This window comes from Prochlorococcus sp. MIT 1011 (assembly GCF_047305235.1).
Taxonomy (GTDB): Bacteria; Cyanobacteriota; Cyanobacteriia; order PCC-6307; family Cyanobiaceae; genus Prochlorococcus_B.
Map to the genome: position 1 here is coordinate 687,462 of NZ_CP138983.1, position 24,086 is coordinate 711,547.

Sequence of the window (24,086 nt, forward strand, 5' to 3'; positions counted from 1 at the left end):
CAGACAACTTCCGATCGGTTTATAACCGTGCTTTGCTGACTCGCCTTGTTAAAGGGATATAATTTTTACTTTATCATCTCAAAAATCCTTTTAGGAATAAGTTGACCACATCTTTAAAAGTCTTCTTCTTTATTGGTAATTACCAGTAATTGTTTTTTTGCACGAGTTATTGCTGTGTACAGCATTCTTTTTTCATAATCATCAGAATAAAACTTTATGAGAGTATTTTCTTCTGAAACTTTTGAGGTGCTTGGCCAAAGTAAAAGAACTTGATCAGCTTCACTCCCCTGTGCTTTATGAATTGTCATTGCATATGCCGCATCATACATATTTAACCTTGATGGGTTTATTAATCGAGTTACTACTCTTTGTTCCTCAGAAAAAACATTAAATAAAAAACGTCTTTTCTCGCCGTTGCCAATAATTATTCCAACGTCTCCATTTGCTAAACCTATTTCAGGCTGATTACTTTTTGCCATGATTGGTGTCCCCTCCTCCCACTTTTGTGTTTCCTTCTCAAATCTCTTTCCTAAAAGGAACTCGTGGATTTTTTTTACACCCCACGGCCCATATCTTTGCGGACAAAGTATAAGAACATTATCTATGAAATTAAAGAGCTTTAGTACCTCAACTGATTGTGGCACCTCAATCATGCTTGATTGCCATGCTTCGTTAGGGATATAATTAATACAATTTTCTGTTAACTTTTTAAGCTTCTTTCTATAGTTGAAAAGAGTTTTTACTACAGGATCAGGAATACTTTTTAGGGATGAAAGGTACTGACTTGTATTTGATGAATCCTCTTTCATTGAAAGCAGGTGCCAAAAGGCATTTACTCCTTCATCTTTTAGTGTGTTTCTTAATAAAGCGATATCTCCTTTGTTTCGGTATGACTGTGTAAGTTTGACTGAGTTTGATTGAAAGTTTATTTTCATTTCTTTCTCTTGCAAAATTTGCCATATGCCACCACTTTCAATTGGTAATAATTGGTCAGGATCACCTACTAAGATTATTTGACATGATTTTGTTAATGCGTCGAGCAATCCATTAATGGTTGACAAGTCAACCATTGACATCTCATCTATGACTATTAGATCTAAATTTAATAGACGTTGAGAGTTTCTTCTGAAGCCATTTGGTCCTGCTTCTAGCCATTTATGTAATGTTTTAGAAGGAATATTAGAAAGCTTATCTTTTATAGAATTTTCAAATTCTGCAATACCCGCCTGAATAGTATCTTTTAGTTTTTTTGCGGCTTTCCCTGTTGGAGCAGCCATTGCAATATTAAGAGTCGGATTTCTTGTTAGTGCTTGTAAAAGCATTTGAAGAATCGTACTAGTTTTGCCTGTGCCTGGGCCACCACTTAATAATATGATTTGTTCAGTTTTAACAAGGTTAACAGCTTCTTTTTGTTGAATATTTAGATGCGCTAGATTCTTAGCATCAATTCGAACAGATGATTCTTTAGAAAGGTTATTAATAGGGCGATTCCTTAATAGTATTTTTTGAATGGTCTCAACTATCTCATCATGTGTACGCCGCCAACTAATCAAATCTCCATTTAAAACTATTGGGGAGTTATCTCCTTTAGTCCAGCCACTCTCTAATAACGCTTTCATATGATAGCTGGGCCAATCTTTATATTTTAGTTCAAGATTTTCAGGGATTTTCTTCATGTCTATGTAAACATCGCCTCTTGATAATCCATCCATTAATACATTTACAACATCTATTAAAGCTTCATTAAACTCTATGGGTGGGAAATAGCGAATTAGAGTAGCCAATAATGATTTATTTAAATCAGTTGAAAAATTATTTTTCAAGGGTTCTCTCATTTATGTTGTCTTTTAATCAATAAATCTAATTTTTTAATTCTTTCAATAGGAGCAGCTTCGACGATTAATCCTGGAGTCCATTGCAGAAAATTCTTTTCTTCTAACTCTTCTTTATCTGGAAGCCCTCTCAAAAATACGTAAATGTAACCTCCAAGATGTTTTTGAGGTGAATAATCGGGGAGCCTCCAATTTAAAAATCTATGTAAAGCAAGTAAATATATGTGGGCTTGTAGTGGATAGTGATGATGGTACATTTCTTCATCCATTCTGGAAATTGAATAATTTGAGGGACCACACGAAGAACTATGTTCTTTTGATAGCAGACTTCCTATCCAGTTACTTTTCCAATCTAAAACCCACCATTTAGCAATTTTATGATTTGGGTTGTCTGCAAAAACTAGGTCTATGGATCCGGTTAGGAAACCGCTGCTATGGATTTTTAGATCTATCAGTTTATTTATATAGTCTGAGCCATATTTATTTTGAACATCTTCTCTAAAAATTGATGATAATTCGAGAGTATTAATTGGATTAGCTTCATGACAAATTGGAATATCAAATTTTAATTCTTTGATAGAGCTTTTAGAATTTAGATTTTTCATTTTAAAGTTTCCTAAAGGACCTCCTAAAGGGATATTTGCAATTCTCTTTAATAAAATATTTATTGGTTCAATAAATGAATTACTTATATTAACTATATTTAATTCTTCTTTTATTATAGTTGAAACTTTTAGTTGATTTTCAATATCATTGAAATCTATTCTTTCAAGTATTTTATGAAGACAAGTCCCTGCTATAGGTCCCCTTGGGAAATTACCAATAGGACTTTCTTTAGACCATTTCTGATCCTCTAATCTGTCAATACTTTGACCTTTTTCTACAAGCACGTTATCAATTTCTTGGAAAGATATATCCTCAATTTCATCCTTAAATTCATGATCTTCATTTAACTCATCTGATAAGTCTTTTGGAATTAATTCGTCATTTTTTTGTGTTATCCATTTTGAAAAACTGTACCTTCCCCAACTATTTTCAAATTGATGGGTGGGAATTGCTCCAAGCGAAAATTTGACTTCACTTTTAGGTTGAATCCATGTCTTATTTGTTTCAATTGTTTTTATATCTTGAATATCAACTTTTAGTTCTCTTTTTGTGAATGAATTTTCCATCATTTCCTTTGTATGGTCTTCTATCTTTAGATTTATTGATTCAGAGCCAAATAAAAATCCTGAAAGAGGGTTCCCTTCTTGACCAGCAGCATTTGCCCACAGGACTATTAATTGTTTTTTAGCTCTTGTAAAAGCAACGTAAGCTAACCGCTCTGCTTCATTTAAGGATTCTTTTCTAATAAAGTCTTGGTATGAACTATATTTTTTATTCCATTTATACTTTTTAGAAATTAATAGATTTTGATTATCTTTCCATAAATGACTTTTTCTATCTGGGGGCTTTTGCCATAAGTATGGACAAATCACTATTTTAAATTGTAGTCCTTTACTCTTGTGAATTGTAATTATATTTACAGAGCTATTACTAATGGCACTGTTAGGTTGATATTCTTCAGGTATTTGCTCAGTGGACTGGAACCTTTGACTACTAAGCCATTGTGATGCCCTTAATGCATTAAGCTTCTGTCGATGGATCTGCTCATCTACTAACTGAGAGCTTTGGTAAAGATCACCTAATAAAGTTCCTCTATTAGAAAGATCAGCTATTGACTTCCCTTCTAGAAAGTTAGACAAACAGCCTAATAATCCAATCGTTGGAAATAATTTTGAAAGGTCATAAAACTTCGAAGATAATGAATCAAAATCGCCATCAATTTTTGATTTGATAAGTTTTTCCTTTTTCCATTGCATTAGCTCAGAACAAGCTAGTAGAGCAAGAGTTTGTTGATTATGTGGACTGACGATACAGTTAATGAAAATCTGTAGGATTTGAGCTCCCTCTCTAGTAAATATATTTTCATTACTCAAGAGTTGCGAAGGGATTTTTATTTTTGATAAATAGCTATGGATGTTTTTAGCTTGATCGTGTCTATTGACTAATATGCAAATATCTGAGGGATTTAAATCTTTGGGATTATTGCTTAATAGCCCTAACAAATAAGATCCAATAACTTTCGGAATTTTATCCTCTATTTTGCTTTTTGAATCTAATTTTATTCTTTGAGCTTTTTCTTTTTGATTATTATCTATTAGATTTAATATCTTAAAAGGTTCTTTTATTCCATTTAGTTTTAGTAGATCTTCTTGTGAACATGGATTAAGTTCTTGAGTTGATAGATTTGATCTTATTAAACCATCAAGAAATAATTTATTGAGTGATAAAATTAGATGTTTTGTACTTCTATAATTAGCATTCATGTAATGAATTTGATCACAGGCTTCTCTTGCTTTCATATATGTATTTAAGCTTCCACCTCTGAAACTATAGATTGCTTGCTTTGGATCTCCAATCATTAGTAATAGATGTGATGATCGGTTTCCAAAGGCTTTTTTTAGTAATCTTAATTGGACTGGGTCAGTATCTTGGAATTCATCGATTAAGGCTACCTTATATCTTTGCTCTAGATTTCTATAGATATTATTAGGATTAACCTCATCTTTAATTTCATTACTATTTAGGTTTTTGGGATCTAATAATTTAAGTAGATCAGAATAATTTATTAAACCCTTTTTAGATTTTCTTTTTTCAAGCTCTCTTTTAGTCCATAACAAAGCATGCTCCCAAGCAAATTCACATGGGCTATCATATAAATCTCCTATAGTATCAAGAATTAGCTCCATTTCTTTTGAACAAGAATCAATTTTATGCTTCATATCTAGTTGGTAAATATTTTTAGGATGAAAATATTTATTTATAAGGTTTTGATTTTGAATATCTTCATATGATGGTCGCTTTTTCTCTTTATATTCTTCAATCCAGTTACTTAAAAGCTCATAACGATTTTTTCTGGGCTTGGATGAGTATGGCTTTGTATCTTTAATACCCAGAGATCTTAGATCTTTAGCAATCTCTATGAAGCTATCTTCAAGCTCTTGTCCCTTCTCTTCCCATATAGTCTTAAATTTTATCCATAATGATTCAATATAGTTGTTTAATTGAGTTGAAAGACTTTCTTCTATTTTTAAGTCATTAAAAGTCTGTTTGAAACTATTATTTGGGTCATTATCCAATGAACTAAGAACCTCAATCAAATTCTTACGATTAAAATTACTTTTAAATAAACCTTTTAATTCTGAAATTTCTATTTCTAATATTTCTTTTTTCCAATATTCTTCAACAATTTCATTTATTAGTGAGTTTGAATCTTTTTCGATAGTTGGGTTTAAATTATTTCCATTCTCAATAGCTTCTCTACGAAGTGTTTTACTGCAAAATCCATGAATTGTTGTGATATCTGCATTGTCAATTCTCTCTAATGCTTCTAAGAGTAGTGATGCTATATATAAGGCTCTTTCTTTAGATGTTATATTTAATTCGACCCATTCATTTAGTACATTGTCTACCTTATAGGGTTTTACGGTTGTATTTGTTGATTCAATTATTTTTAAAGCAAGAATTAATCTTTCAATAATTCTTGCTTTTATTTCTGATGCTGTCGCTTCTGTAAAGCTAACAACTAGTATTTCGTTTATTGAATATTCTTTTTCAGTTAATAACCTTAAGACAAGATGAGAAAGAGAAAATGTTTTTCCTGTTCCAGCACTTGCTTCTATTAGTCGTATTCCATTCGATAAAGGATATTTATTCGGTTGAAACAATTCTATATTAGTCATATTTATTTCTTAGTTATAATAATAAAATAAGAAATAACACTTTCGATTTCAATTATTCCTTGATATTGATGTTTTAAATTGCTTATAATTAACATTTAGGATCTCCAGTCTAAATATTTCATTTTTTTTATAATAGCTGGTACTTCTTTGATATATTTTTTGTATTCAGAAAATTTAATTTTTAACCTTTCTTCTTCCTTCAAGGCTTTTATTCTTAAAATGTAAGCCAATGATATGAGTAGAAATAGATGTATTAGACTCAATGAAAAAATACATATTCCTAATGAAATATATAATAATCCCTTATAAAGTGGGTGCCGAACATTTTGATATGAATTATTTTTTATCAGACTCGCTTCATTCATTGGATAAGGTAGCGGTGTTAGATTTTCTCCTAAATCTATGAATGCTTTAATGACAATGAATAGACCTAAGATTGAAATTCCTAATCCAATAATTATACAAAAAGTATTTATTGAAAATGGGATTTGCTTTATTTCTGGGTAGGGAGGTATAAAATGTAGGACAATTAGTACTATTTGAGAAAATAAATACCACTCTCCTTTTGAATTATTAAATAGCCCCTGCTTGCTAAATCCCCATTTTGATAAGAGATCTATAATATCCTTAAAGAGATTTGTTTTAAGCTTCATTTTAGTTGCTAGTTAGTTGGTGTTTTTGAGGATTGGTTCATAGAGACTCATTAACACATCATTAAATAATTCAAAGTCTAAAAAAGTAGAGGCTTTGCATTTTTTGCCAAAACAAAGTTCCATCGCTAGTGACTCTCTTTCTCCTTGCCTATATAAATCACCTTCCCATTTTTTTTGAAATAAATCTTGCTCATTCTTATTATTGTCTTTTGTAGCAAGGGCATAATCCAGACCACTTTCTGGTGGTATGGGCCAACAATTATTTCTTCCTGCGGTTGCTAATTGATGAATTTGACTTAAAATTTTTGTCGCTTCTTTCGTATTGATTGGTAATATCTCCTTGCTTACTTCGAATTGAATTTTTTTTCTATAATCTGTTTTTTTAGAAATTATCAGTGTTTTATCATTAAATGAACTATTTGCAGATAAATATAAATGATTTAGCCATCCATTCATAAGAGTTTTATATTTTAAACTTCCAACTTCAATCTGTATTAAATTCTTCCCTCCAAAGAAAAATTCACCCTCTAACTCTTGCATCTCAATACTCCTTTTCGTGATTTGCCCGGTAGCGCAAATTGCGGATATTAAATTATTCCACCGCTCCTGAAGAAGATCCTTCTCTATTAATCCAGAGCCTTTGGGAGGGAAAACACCTTTGCCAGAATAGTTCTCTTCCCAGTAGTTTGAGTTATTTTTTATATCGTTAATATTTAAGAGATCAATACTTTGAAGTCGATGTTTTAGAAGTTTATATCTTTCTAATTCTGAAAGCTCCAGAAAATCATTGTCTTCAATAAGATTGACAAATTCTCTTGATTGAATTTCATGTTCTTTTAACCATGTTATTTGTGGATTGAGTAACCATTCTTTGGTTTCCTCGAAGGAATAAGATTTTAATTCGCTTAAGTTTATTTCTTTCCTCTTTAGCGGTAACGCTAGTGAGATATTTTTAGTCGGGATTGCTTTTTCAAGCCATTCTCTAGCTTCTAGATTCTTCCTATCACAACTCATGATTTGTGAATTTTCTGTTTTTATAAAGTTGAAATGATCAAGAGGATTTGCTGGTGGCTCAATGAGAATATCTTTAAAGGTATTGTCTCCTAATTTTATTTTTAAGTAATTCAGCCATTGTTGAATAGGGCTTGGAGGTTCAAGATCTTCTCCTGTCTTTTCATCTTTTGAATTCCAAGAAACCAAAAGATTTTGACGAGTTGAGATTAAAGCTTCTAACAATGAATAGCGGTCTTTATCATATTGATTTGGATCTCCAAGCTCTCTTTTTCTTTCTAGGAGATTAAAACTTCTTCTATTCTCTATTCTTGGAAAAGTTCTACTTTCTAGTCCCATGATGATGATGATTTTATGAGGGATTGCTCTCATTGGTTCTAAGGCACTGATCGTAATTTTCCCTGTTCTATGACCAAATTTGCCATTTGTAGTACCTAATGCTTTGGTGATAATATCTTTAACTACTAGACAATCAATTTCTAGTTCGCAATTATCTGTTATGAGACCCCAATTATTAACAACAGTTAGTAGTTGTTGCTCTTCCCATGCCCATTCTCCACCATCTCCAAATAAATCCTTTACTAGCGATGTTATAAGTTTTATCCATTCTTTACATGAACGTTTACTGCGAATCGCATCGATATAATTGCAAAGTTTTGAAAGTATACCCCAAGCTTTTATAAACTCTGCAGTTGAAATATTCTCGGAATAAGGGGAGATATGGCTTATTCCATTAATTGGATTATCTGGTAAAACAAGACCAAGTAGAAACCTTTCTAGACACCAACATAGGCTATGAGTTTCTTCCCCAAATCTTTCTGAGGAATCAAGTCCCCAAGTAAAGCCAGAGGATTGAAGGCTTTTGATTATGTCACTTGCCTCGTCAATACTTATATTCTGTTGCGTTCGTAATGCTGGATTAATTAATAAGTTTTCAAAAATTGATGCGGTTAGACGAGATGCGGAAATCTCAAACAGATTTAACACAAAATGTATTAAACCTACTTTATCTTCTTGACTTTTATCTGTGATTACCCAGGGTAACTGAGTAGTATTTTTATCTATATTATTGAAAACTGAGGTAATTATTGGCGCATAGCTATCAACTTGTGGTGTCATTATTAAAATGTCTCTAGGTTGAATTTCCCTGTCATCGCTGAAGAGCTGTAATATATGGTCCCTTATCAATTCCACTTGTCGATACTTTCCTGGAGATTTAAGGAAAAGGAGTGATTTGTCAGATTTTTCTTTAGTTAAAATATTTTCACTTTTTGTGGATAACAATTCTTGTTGTAGTTGTTCTAATAAATTTGGTTTGTTCCCTTTATTAGTGGCGATATCTGCTGTAAGAGAAAAAATATCTTCTTCGTTTCTATCTCCCAATTGATATTCACCACTCCCTTCTAGTAACTGTTGATATTCAGCCCCCATCCGTCCAAGGAAGGCTTCAAGTCTTGGAGATTCTAGTAACCATTGCCTGTCGGGAGGAGTATTCCATGTGTTTCTAAATTGCAGTCTTCTTGCTTCACATCTTTGCCAAAGATCATTGCAAGGGGAAATTATATAAATTTTTATATTTATTACCTTTGATAATGCTTGAATTAAATCTATTTGCAATGGTGCAAGACTACTAAGTCCATAGACGTATAGATTTTTTGGATAATCTAGTTTAGAAATATCATCTTTCTTTAAACGTTTAATAGCTTTTTCGACTTGGATGCAAAACGGATCTTTGTTTATCTTTTTATATAATAAATTAAATAATATTTCTTGCCAAAGGATATTTTTATTAACACTAATTTCTCTAGATTTTTTCTTCTTTTTCTTGCTTAACCATTGCTTGATAATTTCAGGTCTATAAAGTATGTAATCGTCAAATGTCTCTGCAATATTGTTTGCTAGATCCCATAAATTCAGATTAATTTGTGTATCTTCTTTATCGCTTATTTTTAGCCAGGAACGAATTACTTGAGCTTCTTCCTCTTTCATTAATTCTGGTAATAATTCTAAAATATTCCAAACAAGTTGATTCTTTTCCCATGGATCTTTTTCATCAGGGTCAATACCAATAATTCTCTTGACTAATCTTTTTAAATATGTACCAGGGAAAGGGTATTTAACTAATGCATTGATATTATTAATTATTGAAAGTTTTTCACTTAGCCATCTGCTTGAAGGCCATGTACTTACGATAATATTAACTTCTTCTGTTATTTCAGGAGGGTTTAATCGGAGTTCCTGTCCAAGTATCTCTGCCAACCATTCAGCTTTATTACTTCGATAAATTGTTAACAAGAGTCAAAATGCGATTTAAAAATATTTTTAAAGTAAGAAGTTGTCTTTTCTTGGATTGATAATTAGGCTTTTCATTTCTTTTACTGCTTGAGATAGACCTACTGAAAGGGCTCTAGAAATAATTGTATGGCCAATATTTAATTCTTCAATCCCTTCAATGTCCGCAATCGGTTCAACGTTTTGATAGGTCAATCCATGCCCTGCGTTTACTCTCAAACCATAGGATTTTGCTTTGGTTGTACTTTCTTTAAGAATGGATAATTCCAAACTTCTTGCCTTGTTTTTTGTGATTGCATATTTACCTGTGTGCAGTTCAATCCAGGCGGCCTTTACTTCAGCACAATTTTCTAATTGAGCCTGGACTGGATCAACAAAAAGACTAACTGGAATATCCTCATCTGATAGTCGCTGGATTATTTCCTTTAATTTGTTTTTGTGTTTAATGACATCAAGTCCCCCTTCTGTCGTGACTTCTTCCCTTTTTTCAGGAACTAATGTAACCATATCTGGCTTGAGATTAAGTGCTATTGATGTCATTTCTTCAGTTGCTGCCATTTCCAGATTTAGTCGAGTATGCACAGTCTCTTTTAGAAGATTTAGATCTCTATCTTGAATATGCCTTCTATCTTCTCTTAGATGAACTGTTATACCGTCAGCACCACCTAATTCCGCTAAAAGAACCATTTTTACCGGGTCAGGTTCAAATGTCTTACGAGCTTCTCGGACATTTGCTATGTGATCAATGTTTACGCCAAGACTTGCCATAGGTATTTAAAATATACTTTGATTGTATTCATCAAAAGCAAAATAAGGTTTAGCCGCTGAAGTAACTGCCCAATCTGACCATTAATAATAAAGCTTTCGGAGTTAACTTCATTACATGGTTTGTTAAAGAGGGATTTTTTGCCCCTTCTTCATAGAGAAAAAAAAATATGCCTCGGGGTTGATCCTTTCTGGAGTCGATTAGCTATGTTTGCTACGCAAGATTTTGCGTTGAACAATTTTTTTCGAAGAAGAATAGTGATTGGTGAAGAAAATTTACCTTTAAGTGGTTCTGTTGTACTTGCTCCCACTCATAGATCCAGATGGGATGCTTTGATGTTGACTATGGCTGCTGGCAGAAGGATTACAAATAGAGATTGTAGATACATGGTTACCCGTTCAGAAATGAGAGGGTTACAAGGTTGGTTCTTAAACAGGTTGGGTTGTTTCCCAATTGATCAAGGAAGACCTTCTTTAACTACTCTTAGATATGCAGTTGATTTGTTGATTTCAAGTCAGCAATTAGTTGTTTTCCCAGAAGGAAAGATAAATCGACTTGGCGAGCGTGTAAAACTGAAAAAAGGCTTGATTCGCTTGGCTCAACTAGCCTCTAACAAAGGATTGGAAATTAAAATTGTTCCAGTCGGTTTGGCCTACAGCGATAGTGTCCCGAAGTTTTCTGGATCGGCATCAATTTGTTTCTCAAAACCAATAATTATTTCGAGGGATTTTAAGCAATCTACAAATGAGTTTAATATTGAACTTTCAAAAAGTATGAGAAGTGCTGAACAATCGGCTTTGTTAGCCGTTGGTAGAAGATAATATGATTTTACTTGGTTTAATCTTTAGTACTCTTAATTGAATTTATTTTCTCCAAATTCACTTTAATTCCTTAATTTGAAAATGATTACAGCCAAAGAAGTTACTCTTTTAATTAAGCAATCTCTTCCCGATGCTCAAATTGATGTAAAAGATATGGGCGGTGGTGATCATCTTGAAGTCAATGTTGTATCTGAAGAATTCTCTGGCCTATCTCTTGTACAACAACATCAACTTGTTTATGGTGCGTTAAAAAATGAATTGAAAACAGAAACAATTCATGCTTTGGCCTTGAAAACCTCAACTCCTCAATAACTTTTTAGAAATGGATTCTACAACTCGTTCAAAAATTGAACTCCTAATTAATTCAAAACCAATATTTGTTTTCATGAAGGGTAATAAGTTGATGCCACAATGTGGTTTTTCCAATAATGTTGTTCAAATTCTTAATTCATTGGGAATGAGCTTTGATACTTTTGATGTCCTTTCAGATATGGAAATTCGAGAAGGGATCAAGGAATTTTCAAATTGGCCAACAATACCCCAAGTTTATGTGAAGGGTGAATTTATTGGAGGCTCCGATATTTTGATAAGCATGTATAACTCTGGGGAATTGAAAGAAAAATTAGAAATCGCACTGGCTTCATAAGTTGTTACTTTTGTAATTCATACCTAGGCTTCTTTTTGAAAAAAGAGGTTATTAATATCTCCATCAGGACCAATAAAGCTGGAAGGATCCATTATCCATCTATCAATTAATGCTTCTAGCTTCTCTTGATCCCTAGAGCTTAATCTCTTGCAATTCCTGAGTGAATGCAAGTATCCGTCTGCATAGATCCTAAGCTCAGAAGGGCTGTGATATCGACTTGTTAGCTCCTGACAGGCATCACAAATTGATTGGAAGTGTTTTATTGCTTCTGGAGAATCAAAAGATGTCATGGTTTGCTAAGACACAGACTATTCTTGATAGTCAGCGAACAGTTTGCTTTAATATCTTTTCCAGTCTAAGGGTCTACATTTCCGACTTGTGACATCAATACCTGCAGATCAGCTTGCTACTGAGCAAATTCAAGGATCCTCCTCAGGTTCTTCTCCTATTCAAGCAACCACTCAATCACCTTCAAAGGTGCTTGTTGTAGAACCACATCCAACTCTCAGAACTGTTTTGGTACAGAGGCTCCGGCAAGATGGACAGCTTGCCGCAGCAGTAGGTTCTGCTGAGGAGGCAGTTGATCTTTGTCGAGATCAATCACCAGATTTATTAGTTAGTGCTGAGATATTGGAAAAAAGTTCAGCGCTTCGACTAGCACAACAGTTGGGCTGTTCAGTGATTGTTCTAACAGCAAGAACAGGAGTTGAACCCGTAGTAGGACTTTTAGATGATGGGGCTGATGATGTTTTAAGGAAACCTTTTGGCCTAGAGGAATTAGCTGCTAGATGCCGGACTTTACTTAAAAGAGGAAGAATTGGTTTACAGGAACGTGTAGCGGTTGGTCCACTCGAGGTTCACCTTCTACTCAGGCAGGTCACCTTGCGAGAAAAACCTGTCGAATTGAGTCCAAGGGAATTTGCTTTGTTGTGTGCCCTTTTGATGCCACCTGGAATGGTAAGAAGCCGCCATGAGCTGCTTAGAATGGCTTGGCCTCCATTTAGTGGTGGCCCTCGTTCGGTTGATACGCAGGTTTTGACCCTTAGAAGAAAACTTGAACAAGCAGGCCTTGGTGATGGAGGAGGAATTACAACTGTTCGTCAGCAAGGTTATAGGTTTAGTCTTGATAATTTGCCTTCATAGCTTTTTGAAGATCTTTGATAATTTATTCAGGTAGTTCCCATTTGTTCATTCCAAGCTTTGCTCCAATTTTGTGAGCACAGGCATAGCCGCTAAATGCCACTGCATTTAATCCTTGACCGGGGAAAGAAGAATCACCAACACAATAGAGTCCTTTTATCTTTGTAGTGTTAAATGGCATAGGAAGAAGACCAGGTAATCTCATTGAAGGTATCGGCCCATAACTGCCTTTGTTTCTAGCAAGAAACCTTTTATGTGTTCTTGGACTACCTATTTCCTTGTGTAAAATATTTTGACTAAGGTTTGGAAATAATTTTTCTAACTTAGATATAAGTTTATCTCCATCTTCTTTTTTCTTGTCAAGATATTCTTTGTTGCTTAGTCCCTCCCAACAATCCATTGAAGAAGGAGTAAAGGCATGAACTATATGGCTGTCTGAAGGTGCTAATGATGGATCTAATAGAGTTGGAATTGATAGAAAAGTAACTCCTTGTTCATGTTCCATTTCTTCCCATCTATCGAGCAGCAAGTGATGGCAATGTGTATTCGAAGGAATTGAGTCTTTACTTACTCCCAAATGAAGAGATAAAAATGAAGGAGAAGGGATGTATCGATTATTCCATTTTGTCTCGGCTGTTGGAGTTTTGCCTGGCTCAACAAGTGGGTCATTGATTCCTTGGCCACCAAATGTATCCCATCTTGTGGCATTAGAGACTATTGTTTTACCGAAAATTTTTTCATCATTATCTAATAAAACACCTATTGCCTTTCCGTTCTCAAGAATTATTTTTTTAACTTTGGCTCTATATCTAATTTCTCCTTTGAAATTTTCAATTCCTTTCACTAACTTTTCTGCAATAATACCAACACCTCCTTTTGGATAGTTAATACCCCCATAATGTCTATCAGAAAAAACCATTCCTGCATTTATCATAGGGGTTAAGTCAGCGGGCATGACTGACCAGCAAAAACATTCAATATCTATAAATTTTAAAAGTGCGGGATCTTTAAGATGTTGCCTAGCAACATCTCCGGCATTAACTGGTAACCATCTAGCAAGCCCTAAGCATGATAAGGGTGATTTAAAAAAAACTTTCATTAGATATCCTGGGTCCTCTATTGAAAGTAAAGGCATCGAATTCAGACAATTAAATACATCCCAACATGTTTCGTAGAAATGATTTATTCCTTTCTCTTCATGGGGAAATAAATCAATTAGCTTACTAATGAATTTTTTATAATCTCTATCAACTGTAATTTCTAAATGATTAGGAAGATGATATGCCAATTGTGTTGGGTCAGGTACCGTTTCACATTCTTGTCCAACATCATTGAGAGCTCTTGTTAGTAAATTGGTGTACCCCTTTTTACCAAAGCCGAAAATCATTGATGCTCCAACATCAAACGTAAATCCTTTTCTTTTAAAGGAACCACCACTTCCACCAGGAATTTTGTACTGTTCCAGCACAAGAACTTTTGCACCCTTGCTTGCTAGTTGACTCGCAGTAACTAATCCACCAAGACCGGAACCAATAACTATCGAATCCCAGTGGCAAGATGCTTTAGTTTTATTTGTTAATTGAGTCATGATCTAATAAAAATTCTTTAAATGTACGGTTGATTAGGACTTTTAACTAATAATGTTTTTCTTAACTTTTTTATTTGATTCAAAGCTCTATCTCTATATTTTTTGTATCTTTCACGTTTGTTGTGAACTCTATTCTCGAGTTCAGGCAGTAATCCGAAATTGGCTGGCATAGGTTGAAAGTGTTTTTTATTTTGAACTCGTAAGCTTGCTTGACTATTACTGACAAAGTTTGTCAATGCCCCAATCATGGTAGACGATGGCAAAGTAATCGTATTTAATCCCTTTGCCAACAATGCTGCATTAGTTCCAGCCAACCAGCCTCCTGCTACAGCAGCAGCATACCCCTCTGTACCAGTGAGCTGTCCAGCAGCGAATAAAGTTTTTCTATTTATGAACTGAAGTGTTGGCTCTAATAGCTTTGGTGATTCAAGAAAAGTATTTCTATGCATTACTCCCAAACGAATAAATTCTGCGTTCGACAAGCCAGGAATCATTCTGAATACTCGTTTTTGCTCGCCCCATTTTAAATTTGTTTGAAAACCAACGAGATTCCATAGTTGACCTGCTTTATCTTCTTGTCTTAATTGAACGACAGCATGAGCTCTTTTAATCCTTCGGAGGTTTTTGTCATTTACATCTCCCCATCTTGAATCCCAGAGGCCTATTGGCTTTAATGGGCCAAAACGCATAGTATCTAGACCTCTTTTCGCAAGTTCTTCTATTGGAAGGCACCCTTCAAAAAAAAGAGCTGATTCTTTTTCAAAATCCTTTAATTCAGCTTGTTCAGCTTTTATTAATGCAGAGTGAAATTTTAAATATGACTCTTCATTCATCGGGCAATTAACGTAATCAGCATCGCCTTTGTCGTATCTACTTGCCCGAAACGCCGTTGAAAATTCAATGCTTTCCCCAGTAATTATTGGACTAGCTGCGTCAAAAAAATGACATTCACTTTCGCCTGTGAATTTCTTGATGTCTTCAGCTAGCGATTCGCTTGTTAAAGGACCTGTTGCCAGAATTGTAATTTGTTGAGCATTTGGGAGGCAAGGACATTCATCTCTAATGATTCTTATTAGGGGATGAGATGAAAGTTCATTTGTGATTGATAGGCTGAATTGACTCCTATCTACTGCAAGTGCTCCTCCTGCCGGAACACTGTGTTGATCTGCTTTTGCGATGACAATAGATCTTAAATTTCTCAATTCTTCTTGTAAAAGACCTGCTGCTCTATCACTATTAAGCGCTCCAAAACTATTGCTGCAAACTAGTTCTGCAAATTCGGGTGAGTGGTGAGCTGGAGATTTCTTCTTTGGTCGCATTTCAAAGAGAGTTACTTTGACTCCAGCACTTGCTATTTGCCATGCTGCTTCTGAGCCTGCGAGACCAGCGCCTATAACCGTTACTGATGGATCTTCAGTCAAATTGTCATGTTTTTCCTTTTTAAAGCTTAATTAAATAATATTCTCGTGTCCCTCAACTATTTATTAAGACTTCAAAAGTATCTTAAAAATCAATGAGGAAGGGAAAAATTTTTCTTAAAATTGTTTTTTAGTCCTCAAAAAGGAACATTAAGGCCATTAATGCTTCGACAACGTGATATTTTTCATATTGGACCATTACTATTGATGTATTAAGGGTCGCTAGCTCAGTGGTAGAGCATCCGGCTTTTAACCGGCTGGTCCTGAGTTCGAATCTCAGGCGACCCATTATTGTTTAAGACTATTTTTAGATAACTTGAAGTGACGACCACTTCTAAATTTTTGAAGAATTATTTTTTTGGGACTTTCTTGATTTTCAGTTTTACATCAGTAAATGCTGGATTAAATAGTTTTACTAATTTAGTTTTCATTGATGATTGGCTTATCGAGAGGAAGATAGATTTAACTATTAATGAGACAAAATGCCGAGCCTCAATACCTTCGCATGCAAATTGGTTTGGAGCTAGGGTAAGACTTGGTCCAAATAATGAACTTATAAAACCTATTTGGATATCTGTTAAGGCTGACCAAATAATTGATTCAAAATTAACTAAAATCAAAGAAATTCTTGATAATTGCAGGTCAGGTCTTCTTTTCCTTCCTGAAAACCAATAAAGATTAAGGATCAATGTGTTGATGAGAGTATAAATACTTTCTCAAAAGAAATTTTATTGCTGAATTAAAAAAGTAGTCATTTACTTGAGTATGAAAAAATTGACAGTAGGCGCTGCTATTGCGCTAAATCTATCGTTGTATCTTTGGGCTGTAATGGAACTACCTTTTAAGTTTTAACCAGTAAAAAAGCTAACAATTTTATTTATATATTTAACTTCTTAAATTTCTAATAGCTTTATTTTTTATATTTTATTAATTCTTCTAATTATTAGCAGTATGAAAAATCACTCGTTTTAAAATAATTCTCTTTTTAGTTTTTGCATTCTGAAGCACTTTATTTTAACTTTCATTTTTTTTTTGCATTCTCAATACTTTTTTTTTACCTGAAGCGGTTAGGGTCTTTGTGAGGTGCCAAAAGCCTCTTGTCTTATGGAAATGGGGGTATGGTTAAGAAATCTTCTTCAATTACAAAATCCAATTCTAATTGGCTATGGAGGTGGGCAGAACCTGAAAGCGAACTCTCAGTAATCCCTAAGTCAAAAACCAAACGTTTAGCTCAACAGGCAAAGTTAGCAAATGTTGATGCTGAGAGAGCGGTTAGTCGTGCATACCAAATTGAATTATCTAGAACAAAGGCAATCGGAGAGGCGATGTTTAAGTCTGGCAAAGCGTTAAGGTTTACACTATCTAGTTCTGGAAGGCAGTTAATCCTAAGAACGCAGGCTGCACGAAGGCAATTTGAGCCTGGTTTTAGGAATAAAAAATAATTCTCAGATACAATAAAAGTCCTATCAAAATAAAAAATGCAGCTTTATATAGTTACTTGGAAATTCGATTCATCTGAGGATCAAAATTATTCATCCGAAGCATTTGTAGAATATGTTGAAAGTGGAAAATCTAAGGATCTTATTGATGGATATGAGAGAATCGCATGGGCTCATACCCCGCAAGATGGAACAGGAGTGATCATTTGTAGAGCTTCAAGTGCATCAGTTTTATTTAAGGTTTTTGGATCATGGAGAGATAAATATGGAATGAGTTGGGAGTATAAACCTGCTTTAACTACTGAAGAGTTTGTTAGTTTAATAAAAGAAAAATAGATATAACTTTCCTCTATTTCTTAAATTTAATTTATATAAAAAATAAATTTCTGTCTAAAAAACCTTCAAGATAGTGTTGTTCAACTTATTCTTTTAAAATCAGCTTTGAATTTAATGATATCTAATTTTTGCTTTGCTTTGACTGCTAGTGAAATGGGTCTCAGTCCTACAATACTAGCCTTAATAGTAGTTTCGTCGATCGCTTTTATTGTTGGCTTTGCAAAAAGCTCAAGAGAGAATGAATACAAAAAATTGATGGATTCTTTTATTGAAAGGAAAGAGGAATCTGATTGATTTTATTCATATTAGTAAGAAGATCTTCTTACTAATATGAATTCTCTTATCTAATAAGGCAGGATGGTAGAAGCGTAGTTTTGAAATTGAACAATTTATTAGCAAAGGAGAGAATTGTCTCGCCCTCTCGAGATGTTCTTGCCGGTCTTGTGGTTGCATTCGCAATGATTCCAGAGGCCATTGCTTTTTCTGGAATTGCAGGAGTTGATCCAAGAGTTGGATTGTTTGGTGCTTTTTTGCTTTCTGTAACCCTCGCAATATTTGGGGGCAGAATGGCCATGATTACTTCGGTAACTGGTTCAACTGCTCTTTTGATGACTGGTATTGTTCAGCAAGGTGAAAATATTAGCCCTGGTCTTGGTCTTCAATATCTTTTAGCTGCTGGATTACTTACGGGAGTCCTTCAAATCGCTTGGGGTTACCTAAGACTTGCTCACCAGATGAGATTTGTACCTCAACCTGTTATGGATGGCTTCGTTAATGGTTTGGCTATATTGATCTTCCTTGCTCAATTGCCTCATTTGGGGATTGACTTAGCGCATTCTGCGAAAGTAGTTACCGCAACACAAGTACCTGCAGTTTGGGGCTTGACCATACTTACGTTGTTGATTATTTATTTGCTGCCAAAAGTTACCAAGATTTTGCCTTCAGCATTGGTTGCCATTTTTATTTGTACTGCAATTTCTATTGGATTTAAATTAGATGTACCAACTGTATCGAATTTAGGAATTCTTCCAAATGGTCTTCCTGGTTTTGGGTTCCCAAAAGTTCCGTTTAATTTTGAAACTCTTGGTTTGATACTGCCAACTGCTTTGGCAATATCTTTAGTAGGTCTTATGGAGACATTTCTCACTCAAGATATTCTTGATGATATGACTGATAAAAGTACAAATAAAAACGTTGAGGCCCGTGGCCAAGGTATTGGAAATATTATTAGTTCTCTTTTTGGAGGTATGGCTGGATGCGCTTTGGTTGGACAATCGGTTATGAATGTTGGCTATGGCGGAAGAACTCGGCTTTCAACATTAAGTTCAGGAGTTTGTTTGATAGCAATGATTCTTGCTGCTAAAGATTGGGTGAATCAAATACCAATGGCAACATTGGTTGGTGTAATGATAATGATTGCAATAAATACTGCTAATTGGACCTCAATAAAAGATATACGCCGTATCCCTAGAAGTGATAGTTCAGTTATGATCTTAACTGTATTCGTAACTGTTATTACACATAATCTGGCTTTGGGTTTGCTTGCAGGCGTTGGACTTGCAGCAATATTATTTAGTAGAAAGGTAGCAAAAGTTATTAAGGTTGAGTCTTCTTTAAATGGTGCAGACCATAGAATTTATAAAGTTAAAGGTCAATTATTCTTTGTTAGTAGTATTTACTTTAGGCAAGGATTTGAACTACACGAACATCCTAAAAAAATTACTATAGACATGGCCGAAGCTCATATTTGGGATCAAAGTGGTGTAACTGTTCTTGATCAAGTAATTAGAAGAATCAAATTAGGTGGATCTGAGGTTGAAGTGATTAATCTAAATGATGAAAGCTTGAATTTATTTTCTCGAATAGGACAAGCATCAGAAGCTGGAGGAAGGGGCGGAGAATTTAAATCTGCGCATTAAAAACACTTAAAACTTCTACTTGAAATTTTTGCAGATTTTTTTAAGAGCTTGTATCAAAGGCTTATAAGGATTCATTTCCATTTGTTTAAACTTTGTAAATTTTATACATATAAATGTATAAGCCAGAGCTACAACTAATCATGCCTCATTTTTCATGATGATAGAAGCTATAAGTTTTACTTATAGATCTTCTTGTATTGATGTTTGCAGTAAACCTTATTTTTTATTGATAGTGGTTGTGTCTGTAGCCGTGTATTTTTTAAATTTTATTGATGGTTTAACTTGAAATAAGATAAAAAATGAAAAATCCATCAAGCTCACACCTGATGGATTTAAATTTAATTTAAATAGTCGGATTCTTATAGATAGATTTTTGAAAATCTAAAAATTTTTTTTATTTAGGAAATTTAGCAAGTAGATTTCACTACAGCTTGTCTTCCTAAGCTTAAGAATCAAATTTAGAAAGATTTGGTCCAGCAATTACACCAACTAGTCCAAAAAGAACAAGAGATACAACACCGACGATTGTTGCTGAGAGGCTTCCCCCTCCCAAAGCAAAGGTTAAGAATGGCAAATGAAGCATTTTTTTTTGTATGCAGGTTATATATATAAACCTAAAATTGCCCAAATTTAATGAAGTTGTAGCACCTTGATAAATTCAGACATTTTTAAAAGGCCTTCGCGAGGGGGTCAGGCCGTAGGGAAATTGTTTGGAAATCGTAAAGCTAAGTCGTCTTTAGTTGCATTGGTTTCCCACTTTAGCCAGTCCTTTACACCGTTAGGTTTCACCTTCTGCGCACTACGTGCAGCAAAAATAATTACATGAAATGGAATGACAATCGCAAAGAAGAAGAAATGCAGTAAATACAAGTCCCATGGAATACCTTGGTAACCATAATCAGGAAAGAATATTGCAGTAATAAAAGGGAGCACCATGTTGTTCAAATTTCAACTGTATTAATCATTATCCATAAAGCATTATTTTTTTCGAAAAGGCTAGATATTTTAACTTCTAGAAATGCTTAGGTTTTAAAAAACATAGGAAGAGGTATTGCTTCTTATGCTTTTACATTGAGTAATTAATGTAAAAGCAATTTTCCTTGCCCTTTAGACAAGAATAATTATTAAAACTTTTTATTATATAAATATTTTAATTAAAAGCCTGAAATATTTAATTAATAATTCTTTCTATAAATTCAATTAGCCTATAACTAAAATAGATGCTGACTATTATCCATATGGGTAGAATTATATTCCATGCCTTTTGGTGTTTTAAAAGGATAATTTTATCTAGGACATAAGCCCCGCCAATAGGAAAAAATATTAATAATGTCATTTTTAAAAAAATCTGAAGAAATGCAAGGGCTGCTATTGGATTTATTAGCCAAGCTATCAATATTCCACTTAGCAAATAGCCTCCATATTGTCCAAGTTTCTTTATCATCATCGACAGCTTTTTTTTTTAAGACTATCTCATTGTATCTAAAATAATACTCCTAATACTAAAAGATATTTATTTGGTGACTTATTTTGTAGTTGAAGTAATAGTTAATCATATTTAAAATAGAAACTAAGATTTTGATTTTATTTTTAATGATAAATTTGAGAAAGGTTTATTCAATCAAATATATTTATCAATTTGAAAGCAATCAATCTTTAGGATTTGGATATAGCTTTTTAATTGCATCAGCTTGAGTTTTTTCCTTTTTCTTGAGCTGCTTTAATTCATTAAACCTTCTAACGACAATTCCTGGAAGGAACCAAATTACTGTTATTAATGCTAAGATAAAAATAGGATTATTTATTGTCATATTAAGTATAGTAGTTTTTATTAATAGGAAATATATATTATTGAGGGAAAATAATTGATAGTACATTTTTATTAAATGATTAATTATATTATAATTGAAGTTATGAATAAATTATCTTTATTTATTATCTGGTAGTTTTTGGTACCAGTTTCATTCTTCCTTTTCCTTTGACTGTTCATCTAAATAGACTTTTGATTCGTCAGCAATTACTTTTAAATAGTTATCAATTACCTTTGAATCTTTTATTCCTTTAGAGTTGCGATATTTAATTATGATATTTTTATCAGTCCATGAGGCTTGATCTTTGAATAGATTTCTTTTCACTGAATAGAAAACTTTTTTGCCAATGAATATAAAGGCTAATATAAATATAGAAAGAATAAGAAATATTTTCATTTTTTTTAGTCTAATTTTTTAATCATAAACTTCTTAGAAAACCTAAGTTGAAAGTTGAAAAAAAAATATATAAATATTCATCTGATACTGCCATCCTATCCTTGCTGGTTCCTTTTTTACTTTTATCTCTATAAGTTTATTATTTTTATTAAATTTTGATTTAAAAATTGCCATTCTTTTCATTGTTTGCTAGAGATATAAATATTTATATTATTATTCCAGGATGTTTTCTTGTATTAATCAAAGCAGAGTTGTTTATATTTTATCTAATTTGCTTGTTATCCCGGCTACATTTATTCCTTTTTTTGACTTGATATCAAACATTTCTTTTCTTATTGCCTTTATGTTGTTGGTTAACAACAACATATTTTTATCATTAGTTGTATGTATTGTGATGATTTTAAAAAATAATTCGAATTATCGATTTAATCTTTTGTTAAAGATAAAAGGAGAGGAACTTTGTAAGTCAGATTATGAATGTGTTTATTTATATGCATGGTGTACCTTTTTAAGGTATCTTTTAATTGGATTAGCAACAAATCAAGTGGTTGTTTTTTTTAAATAAGTTTTTTATTTAACTAATTTCTTAAAAGGATTAATAAAAATTCTTTTTGCCAACTTTTTGGGTGGGCTAATCATTCCGGAATCTGCATTGAGCCTTTTTTTGATGTCTTGAATTATTCTTTGATGTTGATCCTCATTTGTGTCTGGGTCTAAAGAGGCAAACCAATTTTGTAGGTCCCAAGTTTGATGCCCTTCTTTATCTACCTCAACTTTTACAAATCCCTCTTGACCTGAAAAGAAATAAACACCTTTGGGAAGCTTGCCGAAATCAAACTCCCCATCTTTTTTCATTTTGATGTACCCCATTCTTTGTTTAAAAGGTTTTTCTTAATTAAATATCCTATAACAGATATTATGTTGAAGTCCTTTCTTGTTTTGGGACTTAATTCTTCTATCTAAATATTTGGGAATTATAATTTTTAGTTGCTTTTAGCTTTAGTAGTGTGAATGATTGAAAAAATACATAAGATTTATGTGCCCTTTTAGTAAGGAATTCTCTCTTCTTGCCAAAACATTCGAGTATTCAGATTACCTTGAAGATTCAGATTGGAAATTTCAGAAATATAACTTGGTAAATGCTTCCTGTTACTCTGATCTTCTTGAAGATACTGAGTGGGGCACTAGATCAGACGATTTAACTATTGCTTGAAAGTCTGAGATAAAGTCGTTTTAATTTTTTCAATCTGCGATAGTTAGTTCGGAAATGAACTCATCGCTTATCCATTCAAGTTCATGATCTTCGTTTGGGTTCCTAGCTAGAATAATAATCGGTATACTTAGTTGTTTATTTTCAATAATATTTCTATAGCCAATTAGAAGTTCTGCATATTTTTTAAAAGTCCATCCGTTATTCCCTTTTGACTTCCATTCTGAAGAGTTTCTAAGAGATCGATGAAAATCTTCAATTCCAAATTCATTCCAACATTCTTGAATGGCAAGCAAATGATCGTGTCCTTCCTTTAGTAATTGTTGATATTGAATTAATTCAGGGGCTTCTTGTGAGTTGTCTGGTTTAAGTTCTTTAGCCAAATCATAGAGTTTGACTTTTTTAAGCCTAAACCAATCTCTATCAAATAGAAAAACTGGAAAATTTAAAGACCATTTGTTCCCGTCTAAGCTTTTGTATGTCTTGGTAAATTCATTCATGTGTTTTTGGAGAAACTTGTATTGTTTTTTCATGAATAGCTACTCTTATGTAATTACTTTGTTTTCAACTTTTAGAAATAACATTAAGCATTATAAGCCTATAGTCAAATATCATATTTATAAAGTATATAGTATTAATCATGGATTTATTACATTTCAATGAATAATGGTAACAAGAGGCCCGCATGGCTTAACTGGGTTTACCTCTCAATATTTTTATATTCTTCTTATTTCTTGTTTAATTATTGGTCTGTTATTTTAGAAAAATAACAATACTCGTTTAAATTTAAAAGTATTTAGATGGAGCATCTTATTTTTGTCTTTTATATTTATTATTTTTAACCATTTTAATCTTCTATATATTCAATATATATTTAATACTAAAGGTAAAATATATATTGAACTAAAGTAATTCTAATTTGTATTCATATTATCCAGCAAATACGGGCAAGCCAATTGTTGCGGTGCTGATTAATGCTCCTGCAAAAATGAGGAAAGGAAGCAAAGGGTACTTTTCAATCAT

General features: G+C 33.2%; 25 protein-coding genes and 1 tRNA gene. 11 read left to right on the forward strand and 15 right to left on the reverse strand.

Annotated elements, in window-relative coordinates:
• Positions 1-113: 113 nt before the first annotated feature.
• From SIB75_RS03725 to SIB75_RS03745, 5 genes are all read right to left on the reverse strand, one after another.
• Positions 114-1,835, reverse strand: a complete 1,722-nt coding sequence (locus SIB75_RS03725; RefSeq protein WP_413684168.1) for an AAA family ATPase — start codon at positions 1,833-1,835, stop codon at positions 114-116.
• Positions 1,832-5,617 carry a UvrD-helicase domain-containing protein gene (locus SIB75_RS03730; protein ID WP_413684170.1) on the reverse strand — a complete coding sequence of 1,262 codons (3,786 nt, stop codon included), beginning with the start codon at positions 5,615-5,617 and terminating at the stop codon, positions 1,832-1,834. Before SIB75_RS03730 ends, SIB75_RS03725 begins: the two co-directional genes overlap by 4 nt.
• A gap of 95 nt (positions 5,618-5,712) precedes the next feature.
• Entirely contained in the window at positions 5,713-6,270 is a 558-nt protein-coding gene (locus tag SIB75_RS03735; protein ID WP_413684172.1) for a methyltransferase family protein, read from the reverse strand.
• Positions 6,271-6,282: 12 nt separating this feature from the next.
• The gene (locus tag SIB75_RS03740; RefSeq protein ID WP_413684173.1) at positions 6,283-9,576 is read right to left on the reverse strand and encodes an exodeoxyribonuclease V subunit gamma; all 3,294 of its coding nucleotides are present in this window, start codon (positions 9,574-9,576) and stop codon (positions 6,283-6,285) included.
• Positions 9,577-9,603: 27 nt separating this feature from the next.
• The gene (locus tag SIB75_RS03745; RefSeq protein WP_413684174.1) at positions 9,604-10,341 is read right to left on the reverse strand and encodes a pyridoxine 5'-phosphate synthase; all 738 of its coding nucleotides are present in this window, start codon (positions 10,339-10,341) and stop codon (positions 9,604-9,606) included.
• A gap of 138 nt (positions 10,342-10,479) precedes the next feature.
• Between SIB75_RS03745 and SIB75_RS03750 the strand changes: the two genes are divergently transcribed.
• The 3 genes from SIB75_RS03750 (at position 10,480) to grxD (ending at position 11,806) form a co-directional block, all read left to right on the forward strand.
• Positions 10,480-11,160, forward strand: coding sequence for a lysophospholipid acyltransferase family protein (locus SIB75_RS03750; RefSeq protein WP_413684175.1), 681 nt, complete (start codon positions 10,480-10,482; stop codon positions 11,158-11,160).
• 81 nt (positions 11,161-11,241) lie between these two features.
• The gene (locus tag SIB75_RS03755; RefSeq protein WP_413391113.1) at positions 11,242-11,472 is read left to right on the forward strand and encodes a BolA family protein; all 231 of its coding nucleotides are present in this window, start codon (positions 11,242-11,244) and stop codon (positions 11,470-11,472) included.
• A gap of 10 nt (positions 11,473-11,482) precedes the next feature.
• Positions 11,483-11,806 carry a Grx4 family monothiol glutaredoxin gene (gene grxD, locus SIB75_RS03760; protein ID WP_269606209.1) on the forward strand — a complete coding sequence of 108 codons (324 nt, stop codon included), beginning with the start codon at positions 11,483-11,485 and terminating at the stop codon, positions 11,804-11,806.
• A gap of 23 nt (positions 11,807-11,829) precedes the next feature.
• On the opposite strand, the gene SIB75_RS03765 is transcribed toward grxD, so the two are convergent.
• The gene (locus tag SIB75_RS03765; protein WP_413684176.1) at positions 11,830-12,096 is read right to left on the reverse strand and encodes a DUF6761 family protein; all 267 of its coding nucleotides are present in this window, start codon (positions 12,094-12,096) and stop codon (positions 11,830-11,832) included.
• Positions 12,097-12,184: 88 nt separating this feature from the next.
• On the opposite strand from SIB75_RS03765, the gene SIB75_RS03770 reads away from it, so the two are divergent.
• Positions 12,185-12,949 (forward strand): response regulator transcription factor, encoded by a 765-nt coding sequence (locus SIB75_RS03770; protein ID WP_413391111.1) that lies wholly within the window; start codon positions 12,185-12,187, stop codon positions 12,947-12,949.
• A gap of 22 nt (positions 12,950-12,971) precedes the next feature.
• On the opposite strand, the gene crtH is transcribed toward SIB75_RS03770, so the two are convergent.
• On the reverse strand, positions 12,972-14,534 hold the full coding sequence (gene crtH / locus SIB75_RS03775; RefSeq protein WP_413684177.1) for a carotenoid isomerase: 1,563 nt from the start codon (positions 14,532-14,534) through the stop codon (positions 12,972-12,974).
• A 17-nt stretch (positions 14,535-14,551) separates the two neighbouring features.
• Positions 14,552-15,955: an FADH(2)-oxidizing methylenetetrahydrofolate--tRNA-(uracil(54)-C(5))-methyltransferase TrmFO gene (trmFO, locus tag SIB75_RS03780; RefSeq protein WP_413684178.1), complete on the reverse strand. Its 1,404-nt coding sequence runs from the start codon at positions 15,953-15,955 to the stop codon at positions 14,552-14,554.
• Between the two features lie 213 nt (positions 15,956-16,168).
• Here trmFO and SIB75_RS03785 point away from each other — a divergent pair.
• The 6 genes from SIB75_RS03785 to SIB75_RS03810 all read left to right on the forward strand — a co-directional run bounded on the left by SIB75_RS03785 (position 16,169) and on the right by SIB75_RS03810 (position 19,646).
• Positions 16,169-16,240, forward strand: a tRNA-Lys gene (locus SIB75_RS03785).
• 33 nt (positions 16,241-16,273) lie between these two features.
• Entirely contained in the window at positions 16,274-16,627 is a 354-nt protein-coding gene (locus SIB75_RS03790) for a hypothetical protein (protein ID WP_413684179.1), read from the forward strand.
• A 443-nt stretch (positions 16,628-17,070) separates the two neighbouring features.
• Positions 17,071-17,394: a hypothetical protein gene (locus SIB75_RS03795; RefSeq protein WP_158466806.1), complete on the forward strand. Its 324-nt coding sequence runs from the start codon at positions 17,071-17,073 to the stop codon at positions 17,392-17,394.
• Between the two features lie 36 nt (positions 17,395-17,430).
• Positions 17,431-17,727 (forward strand): DUF3303 domain-containing protein, encoded by a 297-nt coding sequence (locus SIB75_RS03800; RefSeq protein WP_413684180.1) that lies wholly within the window; start codon positions 17,431-17,433, stop codon positions 17,725-17,727.
• Between the two features lie 114 nt (positions 17,728-17,841).
• Positions 17,842-18,021: a hypothetical protein gene (locus tag SIB75_RS03805; protein ID WP_413684181.1), complete on the forward strand. Its 180-nt coding sequence runs from the start codon at positions 17,842-17,844 to the stop codon at positions 18,019-18,021.
• 80 nt (positions 18,022-18,101) lie between these two features.
• Positions 18,102-19,646 carry a SulP family inorganic anion transporter gene (locus tag SIB75_RS03810; protein WP_413684182.1) on the forward strand — a complete coding sequence of 515 codons (1,545 nt, stop codon included), beginning with the start codon at positions 18,102-18,104 and terminating at the stop codon, positions 19,644-19,646.
• A gap of 445 nt (positions 19,647-20,091) precedes the next feature.
• Here SIB75_RS03810 and SIB75_RS03815 read toward each other — a convergent pair whose 3' ends face one another.
• The 6 genes from SIB75_RS03815 to SIB75_RS03840 all read right to left on the reverse strand — a co-directional run bounded on the left by SIB75_RS03815 (position 20,092) and on the right by SIB75_RS03840 (position 22,723).
• Entirely contained in the window at positions 20,092-20,229 is a 138-nt protein-coding gene (locus SIB75_RS03815) for a hypothetical protein (RefSeq protein WP_413391101.1), read from the reverse strand.
• A gap of 107 nt (positions 20,230-20,336) precedes the next feature.
• Entirely contained in the window at positions 20,337-20,582 is a 246-nt protein-coding gene (locus tag SIB75_RS03820) for a hypothetical protein (RefSeq protein ID WP_413684184.1), read from the reverse strand.
• Between the two features lie 235 nt (positions 20,583-20,817).
• Positions 20,818-21,093 (reverse strand): hypothetical protein, encoded by a 276-nt coding sequence (locus SIB75_RS03825; RefSeq protein ID WP_413684185.1) that lies wholly within the window; start codon positions 21,091-21,093, stop codon positions 20,818-20,820.
• 202 nt (positions 21,094-21,295) lie between these two features.
• Positions 21,296-21,457, reverse strand: coding sequence for a hypothetical protein (locus tag SIB75_RS03830; RefSeq protein ID WP_413684187.1), 162 nt, complete (start codon positions 21,455-21,457; stop codon positions 21,296-21,298).
• A gap of 150 nt (positions 21,458-21,607) precedes the next feature.
• Complete coding sequence (locus tag SIB75_RS03835; protein WP_413684188.1) at positions 21,608-21,781, reverse strand: hypothetical protein; 174 nt, start codon at positions 21,779-21,781, stop codon at positions 21,608-21,610.
• Positions 21,782-22,423: 642 nt separating this feature from the next.
• A complete protein-coding gene (locus SIB75_RS03840; RefSeq protein ID WP_413684189.1) occupies positions 22,424-22,723 on the reverse strand; it encodes a hypothetical protein in 300 nt (99 codons plus the stop codon).
• 166 nt (positions 22,724-22,889) lie between these two features.
• On the opposite strand from SIB75_RS03840, the gene SIB75_RS03845 reads away from it, so the two are divergent.
• Complete coding sequence (locus SIB75_RS03845) at positions 22,890-23,066, forward strand: hypothetical protein (protein ID WP_197049666.1); 177 nt, start codon at positions 22,890-22,892, stop codon at positions 23,064-23,066.
• A gap of 29 nt (positions 23,067-23,095) precedes the next feature.
• Here SIB75_RS03845 and SIB75_RS03850 read toward each other — a convergent pair whose 3' ends face one another.
• Positions 23,096-23,563 carry a hypothetical protein gene (locus SIB75_RS03850; protein WP_413684190.1) on the reverse strand — a complete coding sequence of 156 codons (468 nt, stop codon included), beginning with the start codon at positions 23,561-23,563 and terminating at the stop codon, positions 23,096-23,098.
• Between the last annotated feature and the right edge of the window lie 523 nt (positions 23,564-24,086).

Bases quoted from the DNA above. Each gene is read 5' to 3' on its own strand.
- SIB75_RS03725 (WP_413684168.1), bottom strand. From the start codon at position 1,835: ATGAGAGAACCCTTGAAAAATAATTTTTCAACTGATTTAAATAAATCA.
- SIB75_RS03730 (WP_413684170.1), bottom strand. From the start codon at position 5,617: ATGACTAATATAGAATTGTTTCAACCGAATAAATATCCTTTATCGAAT.
- SIB75_RS03735 (WP_413684172.1), bottom strand. From the start codon at position 6,270: ATGAAGCTTAAAACAAATCTCTTTAAGGATATTATAGATCTCTTATCA.
- SIB75_RS03745 (WP_413684174.1), bottom strand. From the start codon at position 10,341: ATGGCAAGTCTTGGCGTAAACATTGATCACATAGCAAATGTCCGAGAA.
- SIB75_RS03755 (WP_413391113.1), top strand. From the start codon at position 11,242: ATGATTACAGCCAAAGAAGTTACTCTTTTAATTAAGCAATCTCTTCCC.
- grxD (WP_269606209.1), top strand. From the start codon at position 11,483: ATGGATTCTACAACTCGTTCAAAAATTGAACTCCTAATTAATTCAAAA.
- SIB75_RS03765 (WP_413684176.1), bottom strand. From the start codon at position 12,096: ATGACATCTTTTGATTCTCCAGAAGCAATAAAACACTTCCAATCAATT.
- crtH (WP_413684177.1), bottom strand. From the start codon at position 14,534: ATGACTCAATTAACAAATAAAACTAAAGCATCTTGCCACTGGGATTCG.
- SIB75_RS03795 (WP_158466806.1), top strand. From the start codon at position 17,071: ATGGTTAAGAAATCTTCTTCAATTACAAAATCCAATTCTAATTGGCTA.
- SIB75_RS03800 (WP_413684180.1), top strand. From the start codon at position 17,431: ATGCAGCTTTATATAGTTACTTGGAAATTCGATTCATCTGAGGATCAA.
- SIB75_RS03805 (WP_413684181.1), top strand. From the start codon at position 17,842: ATGATATCTAATTTTTGCTTTGCTTTGACTGCTAGTGAAATGGGTCTC.
- SIB75_RS03815 (WP_413391101.1), bottom strand. From the start codon at position 20,229: ATGCTTCATTTGCCATTCTTAACCTTTGCTTTGGGAGGGGGAAGCCTC.
- SIB75_RS03820 (WP_413684184.1), bottom strand. From the start codon at position 20,582: ATGGTGCTCCCTTTTATTACTGCAATATTCTTTCCTGATTATGGTTAC.
- SIB75_RS03825 (WP_413684185.1), bottom strand. From the start codon at position 21,093: ATGATGATAAAGAAACTTGGACAATATGGAGGCTATTTGCTAAGTGGA.
- SIB75_RS03830 (WP_413684187.1), bottom strand. From the start codon at position 21,457: ATGACAATAAATAATCCTATTTTTATCTTAGCATTAATAACAGTAATT.
- SIB75_RS03840 (WP_413684189.1), bottom strand. From the start codon at position 22,723: ATGGGGTACATCAAAATGAAAAAAGATGGGGAGTTTGATTTCGGCAAG.
- SIB75_RS03845 (WP_197049666.1), top strand. From the start codon at position 22,890: ATGTGCCCTTTTAGTAAGGAATTCTCTCTTCTTGCCAAAACATTCGAG.
- SIB75_RS03850 (WP_413684190.1), bottom strand. From the start codon at position 23,563: ATGAATGAATTTACCAAGACATACAAAAGCTTAGACGGGAACAAATGG.